The sequence below is a fragment of the Rhodococcus sp. NBC_00297 genome, assembly GCF_036173065.1.
Taxonomy (GTDB): domain Bacteria; phylum Actinomycetota; class Actinomycetes; order Mycobacteriales; family Mycobacteriaceae; genus Rhodococcoides.
On sequence record NZ_CP108041.1, the window covers coordinates 1054263 to 1067711 of the forward strand.

Annotated in this window: 11 protein-coding genes; 1 reads left to right on the plus strand and 10 read right to left on the minus strand. The window is 69.0% G+C overall.

What is annotated here, in order from left to right:
* Positions 1-4: 4 nt before the first annotated feature.
* The 3 genes from OG947_RS05000 to OG947_RS05010 are packed head-to-tail and all read right to left on the minus strand — an operon-like array spanning position 5 to position 3756.
* On the minus strand, positions 5-1969 hold the full coding sequence (locus tag OG947_RS05000) for a vWA domain-containing protein (protein ID WP_056446995.1): 1965 nt from the start codon (positions 1967-1969) through the stop codon (positions 5-7).
* The gene (locus OG947_RS05005) at positions 1969-3372 is read right to left on the minus strand and encodes a sigma 54-interacting transcriptional regulator (RefSeq protein WP_222627689.1); all 1404 of its coding nucleotides are present in this window, start codon (positions 3370-3372) and stop codon (positions 1969-1971) included. The genes OG947_RS05000 and OG947_RS05005 overlap by 1 nt, the downstream gene beginning before the upstream one ends.
* Positions 3373-3420: 48 nt before the next feature.
* Positions 3421-3756 (minus strand): hypothetical protein, encoded by a 336-nt coding sequence (locus OG947_RS05010; protein ID WP_081821049.1) that lies wholly within the window; start codon positions 3754-3756, stop codon positions 3421-3423.
* 67 nt (positions 3757-3823) lie between these two features.
* Here OG947_RS05010 and OG947_RS05015 point away from each other — a divergent pair, with 67 nt between their 5' ends.
* A complete protein-coding gene (locus OG947_RS05015) occupies positions 3824-4315 on the plus strand; it encodes a glutathione peroxidase (protein ID WP_204866400.1) in 492 nt (163 codons plus the stop codon).
* Positions 4316-4370: 55 nt separating this feature from the next.
* On the opposite strand, the gene purH is transcribed toward OG947_RS05015, so the two are convergent.
* The 7 genes from purH to OG947_RS05050 form a co-directional block, all read right to left on the minus strand.
* Positions 4371-5972: a bifunctional phosphoribosylaminoimidazolecarboxamide formyltransferase/IMP cyclohydrolase gene (gene purH, locus OG947_RS05020; RefSeq protein ID WP_442973090.1), complete on the minus strand. Its 1602-nt coding sequence runs from the start codon at positions 5970-5972 to the stop codon at positions 4371-4373.
* Positions 5941-6585: a phosphoribosylglycinamide formyltransferase gene (gene purN, locus OG947_RS05025; protein WP_082544624.1), complete on the minus strand. Its 645-nt coding sequence runs from the start codon at positions 6583-6585 to the stop codon at positions 5941-5943. The genes purH and purN overlap by 32 nt, the downstream gene beginning before the upstream one ends.
* 106 nt (positions 6586-6691) lie before the next feature.
* Complete coding sequence (locus OG947_RS05030) at positions 6692-8140, minus strand: cell division protein PerM (RefSeq protein WP_328813249.1); 1449 nt, start codon at positions 8138-8140, stop codon at positions 6692-6694.
* Positions 8141-8199: 59 nt separating this feature from the next.
* Positions 8200-9438, minus strand: coding sequence for a DUF5336 domain-containing protein (locus OG947_RS05035; protein ID WP_328813250.1), 1239 nt, complete (start codon positions 9436-9438; stop codon positions 8200-8202).
* Positions 9439-9537: 99 nt separating this feature from the next.
* Positions 9538-10662, minus strand: a complete 1125-nt coding sequence (gene sfnG / locus OG947_RS05040; protein WP_027504151.1) for a dimethylsulfone monooxygenase SfnG — start codon at positions 10660-10662, stop codon at positions 9538-9540.
* A gap of 38 nt (positions 10663-10700) precedes the next feature.
* Complete coding sequence (locus OG947_RS05045) at positions 10701-11936, minus strand: acyl-CoA dehydrogenase family protein (protein WP_328813251.1); 1236 nt, start codon at positions 11934-11936, stop codon at positions 10701-10703.
* A gap of 68 nt (positions 11937-12004) precedes the next feature.
* Positions 12005-13396 carry an HNH endonuclease signature motif containing protein gene (locus tag OG947_RS05050; RefSeq protein WP_328813252.1) on the minus strand — a complete coding sequence of 464 codons (1392 nt, stop codon included), beginning with the start codon at positions 13394-13396 and terminating at the stop codon, positions 12005-12007.
* Between the last annotated feature and the right edge of the window lie 53 nt (positions 13397-13449).

A 13449-nucleotide genomic window follows, 5' to 3' on the forward strand; every position in this document is an offset into this window, starting at 1 on the left:
CGGCTCAGCGCTTCCTGCGGGCGCTCAGATAGTCGCTCACCACCGCGGCACCGAGTCCGTCCAGATCGGGTGCGACGACCCGCCCGCCCACGCGCTGGGCCATCCGGTCCACGACGCGGGCCAGACCGGGATCGTCTCCCAGCCGGAAGATCGTCACCTGCGCACCGATCTTCGCCAGGGTATCGAGCTCCCTGACCGTCAACCCGAGGGTCCGCGGATGCGGCGGATAATCGAAGAAGGCGTGGCCGTCCGGTTCGAGATGGGCGGTCGGCTCGCCGTCCGTGACGATGAGCACCACGGGTTGGGCGTTGGGATTGCGCCGCAGGTGCGCCGTGGCCAGCATCAGCGCGTGGTGCAGGTTGGTGCCCTGGTCCCACGCGCCGTCGAGCCCCGCCAGTTCCGACGGTGTGAGCGTCTGCGCGTGTCGTCCGAAACCGATCATCGTCAGATCGTCGCCGCGGAACCGCGTGCTGACGAGGTGATTCAACGCCAGCGCCGTCCGCTTCATCGGAACCCAGCGACCCTCCATCACCATGGAGAACGACGTGTCCACCAGCAGGGCCACCACGGCCTGTGACCGTAGCTCGGTCTCGCTGATCTCGACGTCGGTGACGGCCAGACGCACTCCGGTCTCGCCGTCTCCGCGAGGTTCCGTCGCGGTGCGCAGGACGGCGTTGGTCACCGTCCGGACGACGTCCCACGGCTCGGTGTCGCCGAACTCCCAGGCGCGCGACGCACCGGTGGGCTCGCCCATCGCGCCCGCTCGGCGGGTGTCACGCTCACCGCGGCGCGATGCCATGCCGCCCGCGACGTCCTTCAGAGCCGATTGCCCCAACTGCCGCATGGCCTTCGGGGACAGGCGCCACTGTCCGTCGGCCCCCTTGTCGAGGAAACCCTCCTGCTGCAACGCCTTCTCCAGGTCCGCCAACGTCCGCGCGTCCGCGGCCGCCTCCGGACCCAGTTGGCGCAGCAACGCATCGGCGTCGATGTCGTCGAGCGCCGCACCGTTGTACTGCTGCGAGAGCTGGTCCCCCAGCTCCTCGAGTTCGGCGATGTCCTGCAGCACACCGGTCCCGTCGCCGAGTCCCATGCCCTCCTGACCGCGGAACTTCTGGGCGGAGTCCCAGTCTTCCCCCGGCCGGGCCGACTGCAGATTCGCGTCGAGTCGCGACAGCTGGTCCATCAGGTCCTGGCTGCCGAAGGCCTGCTGCGCCAACGCGTCCAGCTCGGCACGCTGCTCCGCGGAGAGCGAGTTCCGCAGCCTCTGCGCTGCCGCGGACCGCTCCGCGAGAGCATCGATCAGGTCGTCGATGGTCTCGGGATTCTCGGGGAAGAACTCACCGTGATCGCGCATGAACTTCTCGAACTGCTCGTCGGTGTTCTCCCCGCGCGCATGGGCGTCGAGCATGTCGTTGAGATCAGACAGCATCTCGGCGACCCGAGCACGGTCCTCCTCGGTGGCCCCCTCGAGTGCCTGCTTCATACCCTTGAAGCGTTGATCGAGCACCTCGCGGCCGAGCAGATCCTTGATCTTCTCGTAGTTCTCCCGCGCCTCGCTGCTGCGCCAGTCGTAGTCGGCGAGCTCCTGCACGGCCTGCGCCGTCGACGGAGGCAGTTCGGCGATCTGCATCTCCTGGAAGCGGGCGTCGTCGTCCAGCGCACGGGCCAGGGTCTTGCGCTCCTCGAGGACCGCCTCGTCCAACAGCTCGCGCACCTCCTGCAGGGTGCCGTCGAGATTCTTGTTCTTCAGCAGTTCCCGCCGACGACGGTTCGCCCGCGCGGCGAGATCGTCCAGGCCGCGCATGTTCTTCGTCCCGCGACGCAACATCTCCTGCATCGCGCGGCGCGGCGACGCACCTTCGAGAACGTCCTGACCGATCGCGTCGAGCGCCTCCCGCAGATCGACGGGTGGCGCCAGCGGATCCGGACCGTCGACGTACGGCCCGTACCGGGAGTTGTGGCCCGCCATCAGCTGTACACCGTCTGCCCGTCGTCGCCGGTGTCCTTGCCGATGCGACGTGCGAGGTAGAGACCCTCGAGCGCGAGCTCGACAGCCGCGGCGCGCTCACCGTCGGAGGTCGCGCCCAGACGCTCGGCGATCTCGTCGATGACAGGAAGATCCGGCAACTCGTTCAGCAGCACCTTCGCGGTGACTCGATCACCGGTGATCACGGGCTCACCCTGCTCGACGGCCGTGACGAGAGGGCCCAGGTCGATACCGCCGAGCGAGTCCCGTGCGGTGTCGGCTGTGGCCCGCCGCAGCAGGTGGTTCAGAACCTCGATCTCCCGTCCCTCCTCGCCCGACTCGAACTCCACCTTGCCCCGCAGGACGTCGACGATCGTCTGGGTGTCGACGGGTCGAGCCACCGGATCGGACTCGCCCAGCACGGCGGCACGGTGCACGGCGGCCGCGCCGACGGTCTCGGCGGCGGCGACGGCGAACCGAGCCGAGACGCCGGAACGCTGGTCGACCGACGGCGATTCACGCAGCAGCCGGGTGAACCGCGCCAGCACCTCGAGCACGTGCGGCGGCACGACTGCGGTGAGGTCGGCCTCCTGCTCGATGACCGCGATCTCGTCGGTCAGCAGGATCGGATAGTGGGTGCGGATCTCGGCGCCGAACCGGTCCTTCAGCGGAGTGATGATCCGACCGCGGTTGGTGTAGTCCTCCGGGTTCGCACTCGCGACGAGGAGCACGTCGAGGGGCAACCGCACCGTGTAGCCACGGATCTGGATGTCGCGCTCCTCCATCACGTTGAGCAACGACACCTGGATGCGCTCGGCGAGGTCGGGCAGCTCGTTGATCGCCACGATTCCGCGGTGGGTACGCGGCACGAGGCCGAAGTGGATTGTCTCCGGATCGCCCAGGCTGCGGCCCTCGGCGACCTTCACGGGGTCGACGTCGCCGACGAGGTCGGCCACCGACGTGTCCGGGGTCGCCAGCTTCTCCGAGTACCGCTCGGAGCGATGGCGCCAGGACACCGGCAGATCGTCGCCGAGTTCGGCTGCCCGGCGGATCGAGGCGGGGGTGATGGGGTCGTAGGGATGCTCACCGAGCTCGGAGCCGTCGATGACGGGCGTCCACTCGTCGAGCAGCGTGGCGAGGGTTCGGAGCAGGCGGGTCTTGCCCTGCCCGCGCTCGCCGAGGAGAACGACGTCGTGCTGGGCGAGGAGTGCGCGTTCGATCTGCGGAAGGACGGTGTTCTCGAATCCGAGAATGCCGGGCCATGCGTCGCGGCCCTCGCGCAGGGCGTCGAGCAGGTTGTCGCGGAGTTCGTTCTTGACTGTCTTCTGGACGTGTCCCGACGCGCGGAGTTCACCGAGGGTGGTCGCGCGCGGGTGTGGATCTCGACTACTGGGAGACTGGGTCACCCTTCCAACGTACGAGCGTCGAGCCGTTTCGGCACGTGCACAGCTCGATCAGTGCCCCGACGGGTCCGTTAGGTCCTTGCCCTCGGCGTTCTTGACGCGCTTGCGTTCGAGCAGGATCACTGTCAGACCGGCGGCCCAGAGGATCACGGTGGCCGGGAACAGGATCATCACCCACCCCTCGAAACCGCCTCCTGCGGCAGTGAGCCCGAGACCCATGGCCCCGAGGCCCAGTGCGATGAGGAAGTAGCCGGGCCAGTTCCGGGCATCGGCGATGGCCTCGCCGGCGTGTGCGCGGAAGGTCCGCTCGTCGTCGCGAGGCTCGCGCTCCGAGCTGCCCTCCTTCATTCCGCCGTCCGGGTCGCCGTCACGGTGGTCCTGAGTCATGGCCCGCGTCTACCCTCGCCGAGAACAGACCAAACACGATGTGGCCTCCTGCCGGTAGCGTCGAGCGGTGACCGAGACCAGTGCATACGACTTCACCGCCACGACCATCGACGGCGAGCCCGTCGACCTCGCCGCCTACAAGGGCAAGCCGCTCCTCATCGTCAACACCGCTTCGCAGTGCGGATTCACGCCGCAGTACGAGGGCCTCGAGGTGCTGAACAAGACGTACGGGCCGCAGGGGCTGGTGGTTCTCGGCTTCCCGTGCGATCAGTTCGGGCACCAGGAGCCCGGCGACGCCGACGAGATCAAGAACTTCTGCTCGCTGCGGTACGACGTCACGTTCCCGATGCACGAGAAGATCGAGGTGAACGGCGACGGCGCGCACCCGCTCTACAAGTGGCTGCGCGACCAGAAGTCGGGCGTGCTGGGCAGCCGCATCAAGTGGAACTTCACCAAGTTCCTCATCGACGCCGACGGCAAGGTGGTCGACCGTTTCGGGCCGACCACCAAGCCGGAGAAGCTCGCTAAGCCCATCGAGAAAGTTCTCGCGAAGGGCTGAGCCCGCGGGGTTGAAGTTCGGGGGGTCGAAGTTCGGGGGGCGAGGTTGGGAGAGGTCAGTGTGCGAAGTGGCGTGACCCGGTCAGGTACATGGTCACGCCCGCCTCGCGCGCTGCCTCCACGACCTCGGTGTCGCGGATCGATCCGCCGGGCTGCACCACCGCCGCCACCCCCGCTGCGGCGAGGATCTGGAAGCCGTCGGGGAACGGGAAGAAGGCGTCCGACGCGGCCACGGCGCCCGTGGTGCGGTCGCCGGCGCGGCGCACGGCCAGTTCGGCGGAATCGACCCGATTGACCTGTCCCATGCCCACTCCCACGGACGCACCGTCCGCGGCGATGAGGATGGCGTTGGACTTGACGGCGCGGCACGCCTTCCAGGCGAACTCGAGGTCGGCCAGCAGTGCCTCGTCGGCGGGCTCGCCCACGGCCAGGGTCCACCCCGACGGATCGTCGCCCGCGGCGTCGAGACGGTCACGGTCCTGCAGCAGCAGGCCGCCCGAGATCTGCTTGATCTCCGGCACCGCCGTCGGCGGCTCGCACACGAGGACGCGGATGTTCTTCTTGCGCTGCAGCACTCCCAGCGCGCCGTCGGCGTAGGACGGGGCGATGATGACCTCGGTGAAGATCTCGGCGACCTGCTCGGCCATCTCGACGGTGATCTCGCGGTTGGACGCGATGACGCCGCCGTACGCGCTCACCGGATCGCAGGCGTGCGCCTTGCGATGCGCCTCGGCGATGGAGCCGGACGCCGACACCGCGATGCCACACGGGTTGGCGTGCTTGATGATCGCCACGCACGGGAGATCGTGGTCGAACGCGGCACGCCAGGCGGCGTCACCGTCGGTGTAGTTGTTGTACGACATCTCCTTGCCGTGCACCTGCTCCGCCTGCGCGATGCCGGCGGGAGCGGACGGGTCGACGTACAGAGCGCCGGCCTGGTGCGGATTCTCGCCGTAGCGCAGAACCGAGGCGCGCTCGTAGGTCGCGCCCATCCATGCCGGGAAGTGCTCGGACTCGTCGGAACCGCCGGCGACGAGGATGTCGGTCATCCAGGACGCCACCGCGACGTCGTATGCTGCGGTGTGCTGGAACGCCGTGGCGGCCAGCGCGATTCGCTGCTCGAGCGTGAAGCCGCCACCCTGCACCGCGGTCAGCACGTCGGCGTAGCGAGCGGGATCCACCACGACCGCCACCGACGGATGGTTCTTCGCCGCGGCGCGGACCATGGACGGGCCACCGATGTCGATCTGCTCCACGCACTCGTCCGGACTCGCACCGGACGCGACCGTCTCGGTGAACGGGTAGAGGTTGACGATGACGAGCTCGAACGGAGCGACGCCCAACTCGTCGAGCTGCGCGAGGTGTTCCGGCTTGCGCGTGTCCGCCAGGACGCCCGCGTGCACGCGCGGATGCAGCGTCTTCACGCGGCCGTCCAGGGTCTCGGGGAAGCCGGTGAGGTCTTCGACCCGAGTCACCGGTACGCCCGCGGCGGCGATGCGCCCGGCGGTCGATCCGGTGGACACGATCTCCACCCCGGCGGCGTGAAGGCCCACGGCCAGCTCGTCCAGACCGGTCTTGTCGTAGACGCTGACGAGTGCGCGCGAGACGGCGCGCGTGTTCTCTGGGTTAGTCACTGGGGATCTGGGCCTTTCGTCCATCGGTGATGACTCCGCGTGTGGCGACGGCGGCGACCACGTCGATCAGCAGCCGTCGTTCGACGATCTTGATGCGCTCGTGCAGCGACTCCTCGGTGTCGCCGTCGAGCACCGGAACAGCTTCCTGGGCCACGATGGGCCCGGTGTCCACACCGTCGTCCACAAGGTGGACGGTGGACCCGCTGACCTTCACACCGTGGGCGAGGGCGTCGGCCACCGCGTGCGCGCCCGGGAACGACGGCAGCAGTGCGGGGTGGGTGTTGACGATGCGGCCACCGAAGCGTGCGAGGAACACCGGCCCGAGGATCCGCATGAATCCCGCACTCACGACGAGATCCGGTGACCAGGAGTCCACGACCTCGGTGAGGGCGGCATCCCACTCCGCACGCGAACCGTGGTCCGACACGGCCACTCGCCGGGACGGCAGCCCTGCGCCCTCGGCGCCGCACGGGCGATCCACCACCACGGCGACGACCTCGGCCGGGAACTCGGGAGCGGACGCGGCCTCGACCAACGATCCGAGCAGTGATCCGACCCCCGAGGCGAGGACGACGACGCGGGCCGGGAGGTCCCGCCCGGGTGTCGAACGCGGGGCAGACAGCGTGCTTCTCCTCAGCTGCTCGGGCGGGTCAGGTGCTCTGTCGGCGTGGGATCACGCCGACAGGAAGCCTAGACGGCCGCCGTTCGCCTCCTCGATCGGCCTCGCTCGGGGAGGACGCGCGTCAGGGAGCGGTGTCGGTGCCGCCGGGCTTCTCGGGCTCGGCCGACTCGTCCGGCAGGTCGACGATCTCGGCGTCGACGACGTCCGCCTCCACGGCATCGTCTTCGGTCTCGACGGTGTCGGTGTCGGTGGTCTCGGCTTCGGTCTCGGCTTCCACGATGTCCGTGTCCGTCGGCGCGGCGTCCGGGGCTGCGGGGAGGGCGGCCGGCTCACCGAGCATCGATGTGCCCGCGGAGTCGTCGGATTCACTCTCCTCGGCTTCGTTGTCCTCGTGCCATCCGTGGATGTCGTGGCGCCGCATCGACCAGGCGGTGACGGCCGCGGTGAGCGCGCCCACCACGAGGCACCACGCGAAGGTGGTGACGCCGAGGAGCGGCGCGTCGACACCGAGATGGCCGAACGTTCCCACCGAGCCACCGGCGACGACGCCGATCAGGACGGCCGCCACGCTCACGCAGACCGCGGCGGCGGCGGCACTGCGCACAGCGTCCGCCAGGGACGTCGTCGCACGAGCACACGCACGCCCGAGCACCACGGCGGCGAGTGCGGGGACGACGAGCATGACCGGCCACCACACCTGGGCCGACGATTCGGGCATGACTGCCAGCACCGGGACGGCAGGAAGCTGACCGCCGGTCGTCTCGGTGACGGAGACCATCGCCGCGCCCACGTGGGCGGACGACCCGGTGACGACCGACGACGCCGCCACCACGATGTTGGGCAGATACAGCACCGAGATCGCGGTCAGACCCAGCGCTCCGCCGATCCCGCCGCCGGACTCGAGCAGCGTGCCGAGCGTGGAGAAGGACAGCACGAGAGAGGTGGCGACGACGACGGCGCCACCGGCGAGCAGCACCGCGCCGGCACGCGCCGCCGGAGCGAAGGACGCTGCGAGCCACGGCGGCAGGACCACCGTGCGCATGAGTGAGGGCCAGGTACCGCGGATGCAGCCGATCGCCGTACCGATGCCGTGCACGAGGATGACCCACCCGAAGGTGGCGAGTGCGTTGGGCGTGCTCAGGGCGATGACGGTGGACGCGTCGTGAATCATCGCGAGCATCACCGCCGCCATCGCGAGCGGACCCGCGATCGCCGCGCCGACGACCCATCCGATGTCGCGACGGGTGGAGGCGTCGGTCAGTGGCCGCGCGACCGCCGACGACACCGCGTGCACCAGCACGAGAGTGGGCAGCAGCGGAAGGATCGACAACGTCGCACCGGCGATGCCCAGCGGCACCTGATGCACGGCCAGCCACGTGGCGGCCAACGCTCCGAACGTCCCCGTCAGGTCGCTGTTCGCGGAGACGAGCGTCACCAGCACCACGGCCGTGACGACGGCCAGGAGTAGCCCGACGGGCCGGAACGCCACGGTGAGCAGCATTCGAGCCTCGTCGGGATTCGGACCGAAACGGCCCCGCGTGTGCGGTTCGCGATCGAGTAGTGAGGTCATCACCGATCAGGTTCTCACCGTCGGCGCGGTGGAGAACCTAGGCGCGCCGACGACGCGGTTCAGCGGCGGTCGTCCGACCGATCGCCGAAGTCGAGTGCGCGGGTGGCTTCCGGCGCCTGCTGCTCGGGTGCCTGCTGCTCGGGTGCCTGTTGCTCGGGCGTGCGCTCCTCCGTGCTCGGCTGCTGCGCGGACGACTGCTCGCCGGTGGGAGGTGTCGCGGACTCCGCCGATGCGGCGTGCGCGGGGGCGGTGTCCGCGGCGGTCTGGCCGACCGGCTGCCCGTAGCGCTCGGTCGGGGCGCTGTAGGGCGATCCGTAGCCCTGCGGCTGGCCGTATCCCTGCTGACCGTAGGCGCCGGGCTGCGCCTGACCCTGCTGGCCGTATCCCTGCGGCTGCCCGTAGGCACCCGGCTGACCGTAACCCTGGGGCTGCCCGTAACCCTGCGGCTGGCCGTATCCCTGCGGCTGCCCGTAGGCACCCGGCTGCCCGTACCCCTGGGGCTGGCCATAGCCCTGCGGCTGGCCATAGCTCTGTGGCTGCCCGTAACCCTGCTGGCCGTAGGCGCCCTGCTGGCCGTATGCCTGTTGGCCATATGCCTGCTGCCCGTAGTTCTGCTGGCCGGGACCCTGCTGTCCCGGGCCACCCGGCTGGCCGAACTGCTGCTGCTTCGGACGCGGCGCCGGAACCGTCACGACTCCCGAGTCGACGAGAAGCGCACCGACGGCCGCGGCCACCTGCACGATGGCCAGGATCAGCACCAGGATCGACCCGATGCCGATACCGACGCGGACGGTCTCACCGAAGGCGGTGAACGCCGCCCCGCGGTTCACCAGCTGGAAGATCAGCGTGAGCAACGCGGTGACGGACAGCGCCGCGACCAGTCCCCGCGACGTCGTCTGCCGCGGCAGGAGGCCCGCGGCCGTGACGAGCGCAGCGAGGAGGAGCAGCGCCACGGACGTCGGGTCGCCCAGCTCGCGTTCGAAGAAGTTGGAGGACTCACCGCCGAGCGCGAACTGCGCGGACAGACCGAGCAGGAACGCGAGGACACCGGTGCCGATGACGACGTACGACGCGATACGGGCGACCTGCGTCGTGCGCGCCGCGATCTGCTCGGTCGTGTTGTCGTCGGCGCCGGCCGCGTCCGCGTCGACGGACGGGGTCGCAGCGCCGTCAGTGCGGTCGATCGACGCTGAACGGTCGTCGACCTGCCCGGTCTCCGTGGACGGGTCTCCGAAGGTGGTCGTCCGCGGGTCCGTCCGGCCGTGGTCGTGGTCGGGTCCCCCTGGTGAGAAGGTCATCTCGATTCCTCTTCCTCGGTGCTGGTCGTCGGTCGGCCGCCGACTGCGGCGGCCGCGCCGCTCACCAACACTACGGACCCGCGGTGAGTGACTCCTCGCTCAGGCGACGCCGACGGGTTCGCGGTCACTCGCCCGCGCGGCCTCGATCTCCCGCACCAGCGGCAGAATCTTCGCTCCGAAGTACTCGATCTCCTCCTGGAAGTGCAGGAAACCGCCGAGGATGAGGTCCACGCCGCGGTCGCGGTAGTCGACGATGCGCGTCGCCACCTGTTCGGGCGTACCGATCAGCTGGGTCTTGAAGCCGTCGTTGTACTGCACGAGGTCCTCGAAGCTCGAGTCGGCCCACATGCCCTTCTTGTCCGACGTCGAACTGCCGGCCTGCTGCACGGCACCGCGGAACCCCTCGACTGCCGGCTTGTTCGCCTTCTCGATGATCTCGCGGAGGGTGTCCCTCGCCTCCTTCTCGGTGTCGCGGGCGATGATGAAGCCGTTGAGACCGAACTTCACTTCACGCTGATGGGCCTGTGCGACGCGCCGCACGTCGTCGATCTGCTCGGTGATACCGTCGAAGTCCTTGCCGTTGGAGAAGTACCAGTCGGAGTACCGACCTGCGTTCTCCCGTGCCGCCGACGAATTACCACCCTGGAACAGTTCGGGATTGGGACGCGCGGGCGTGTTGAGCGGTTTCGGCTTGAGCGTGAAGTCGTGGATGCGGTAGAAGTCGCCGCGGAAATCGACGTCGTCCTCGGTCCAGATCTTGCGCAGCACCTGCAGGAATTCGGCGCTGCGTCGGTAACGCTCGTCGTGTTCGAGCCAGGGCTCACCGAGATGCGTGAATTCGTCCTTGAACCATCCACTCACCACATTGACGGCGAAGCGTCCGTTGGAGAGATGGTCCGCTGTCGCACCGAGTTTCGCGAGCACGGCCGGTTGCCAGAGCCCGGGATGCACGGCGGCGATGACCTTGAGGCGCTCGGTCGCGAGGAGCAGTCCCAGGCTGAAGCTCGTGGACTCGTGTTGAAACTCGGCTCCGTAGCTGGCCTCGTACCGGACCTGGCTCAGCGCGTACTCGAACCCGTTGTTCTCCGCCGTCTGCGCGAGCTTCTTGTTGTACTCGAACTCCCAGCTGGTGCGTTGCTCGATGTCGCTGGTGACGAGGCCACCACTGACGTTGGGCACCCAGTAGGCGAACTTCACTTCGTCGGCGATCTTCTCTGTACTCATGCAGTCCTCGGTTCGATAATAGTGCGCGACATATGATTTCAGGAGTACCAGGTGGGTTGCGGCAACTCACCGGTGAGCACGTGGCGGCCGACCTCGCGGCGCTTGTAGGCCACCGGATCATGCAACGTGTGCGTGCGCACGTTGCGCCAGAAACGGTCGAATCCGTGACTCGACGCGGTGGCGCGGGCGCCGAGCCCCTCGAAGATGCCCGACGTGATCTCCAGGGCGACCTCCGTGGCGCGTGCCTTCGCCGCGGCGACGCGCACCTCGTGCTCGCCGCGCTCGTGCTCGGTGACGGTCCAGGCGTTCTCGTGGATCCGCTGCTGCTCCGCGGCCACGGCGTCCGCGAGAGCCTCTGCGGCCCAGAGCTTCCCGGTCAAGTCTCCGTACAGGTCGATGATGTAGGGCTCGTCGAGCGCGTTGTCCACGGTGCTGTGCAGCCACGCTCGCGTGGTGGTACGCGTGTAGTCGGCAGCGGTCTCGAGGGCTCCGCGTGCGATGCCGAGGTAGAAGTTGACGAACACCAGCTGGATGATCGGGACGTTGAGGGTGTTGTAGACCCGCGGCTCGAACGCCTTGTTCGCGAATCCGGCGGCCGAGCTCCAGTCGGTGCGGACGTGATCGATGGTGACACTGCCACTCTCGGTGCGACGCTGACCGATGTTGTCCCAGTCGTCGTGGAACGTCAGGCCCTCGGAGTTCGACGGAACGATGGCGAAGACGTGGGTGTCGGTACCGGCGAGCACCCCCTCGAGCACGGTCACGTCGGAGACACGACTGCCCGTGGAGAACGTCTTGGCACCGTTGTAGACGATCGTGTCGCCCTCGTCGGTGATCTCGACGTCGTTGTCGCGCGGGTTGACCGCGCCGCCGAAGAACCAGGTGTTCTCGGTGGCGGCTTGTTCGACGGCAGCGATCTGCTCCTTCGTCCCGACCAGACGTGCCGCCCAGAACCACAGCAGGTGGTAGCCGAGCAGCTGTCCGATCGACCCGTCGGCGGCGGCCACGACGCGGATCACCTGGTAGGCGGTCTCCCAGGTCTGCCCGCCACCACCGAACTCGGTCGGCCCGAGGATCGTGACCAGACCGGACTCCTTCAGCAACGTCACCTCCTCGTGCGGCGCCTCGGTGGCGCGATCACGGGCGACGGCGTCGACGGCGAGGATCGCGGCCACCTCGTGGGCACGGTCGATCCATTCCGCGGACGTCGTGGGAGCGGTGGTCCAGCGCGGTTCGGTGGCGGCGCCGGCGGGGCGGGTGTCGGTGATCGTCATGCCCGGAAGTACATCGCCCGGGTCGATGCGGAACCACCGTTGCGCTCTGGGTGATTCGAACGGTTCGCTCACTCGCCGGGTGCGGTGAAGTAGTCGGTGCCGTGCGAGTCGCGGACATGGACGATCCCGTCCCGGAGCATGCGGTGGTGCCACTGCCGCCGGGTCTTCAGGCCGTGGTGCCGGCGGCACAGCGGCGTGAGGTTGCCGGTGACGGTCCAGCCGCCTCTCTCCGGGTCGGTGTGGTCGAACGGGACGACATGGTCGAGATCGCAGTCTTCACTGGGTACCGCGCATGCCGGGTGGACGCACGTCGGATACAGCGCTGTCACCAGCGCCGCGACCGCCTCGGACCGCCGGTAGGTCAACGCCCCGGCCGGGGGCACGGCGAAGCCCCCATGTCCGTCGGGGTTCTCAACGGCACGGTCCAACGACAATGGTGGCAGCGCGCGGAGGTACTCGGTGTCCTCCCGCACCGCCCGCGCTCGAACGCTGTCCATTCGCCACGTGGTCGGTGTCCAGCCTGCCGGCATCCGCCGAGTACGTCGAACCTCTCGCCCGGCATCCGCGGCCTCGTGCTCCGGGCATCGGCAGCTGCACCCCACCCGCGGTTCCGCGACCTTCGCGGCGGTGATCATCGCCTGCCACGTCGCATCCCCGGCAATTCTCTGGGCCACATCGGCCGGAACCGGACCCCACCCGACGAGATGCCCCGGCTCCCCCGCCAACCCCGCCGCCGTGGCCGCATCGAGCACGATCACCGCAGTGGCCTCGGTACGGGCGACCGTCTCCCGCTGTTCGCAGTCCTGGCCGGCACAGTCACACGCGACAGCTCCGCCGGCGAGCACCGCGTGCGCTGCATCGAACAACCGCGCCGGCAGCGGCCGCGGATCCGTCGCGCACACCCCACGCGCCGCCGACACGATCACCCGCCACACCGCGGCGACCTGCTCCGCCGGACCACGAATCGTCAGCTCCGCCTGACCCCGAGGGCGCTTGCGCACCGTTGCCGACCGCTCCCGCGTCGCCCGTTCACGCGCTTCCCGGTGCCACTGCGCGTCGAACTCCGCGAGGATCCGGTCGACCGCCGCTGCCACCGCACCCGGAGTGCACCTCGACGCGGCAGCGATCACCCGCTGCAGCAGCGCTTCGGTGGCCTTCGGAACCCCGTCCACCGATCGGCACACCGTCCGAAACGCCGCATACGCCAACCGGCCCGCATCGAACGCCTCCGCCACCGCCGGACGGGCGGTGCGAATCAGAAACAGCCACTCGGTCACCGTGCGCGTCGACACCGCCAACGCCGCCGCGACCTCCGCCACCGCACAGGTCTCAGCAGCTTCCGCGTCGAACACCCCACCCGGACCGAGCACCGACGGCCGACGCGACGACTCCTGCACGTACGCACACGACGCCGACACGGTCCGGGCGAACGAGGCCTGAGCGTCAACCTTCGCCGACACCAACACATCCGTCGAAACCACTGTGTCGTACACGAATTCACCCCCCGGTGATG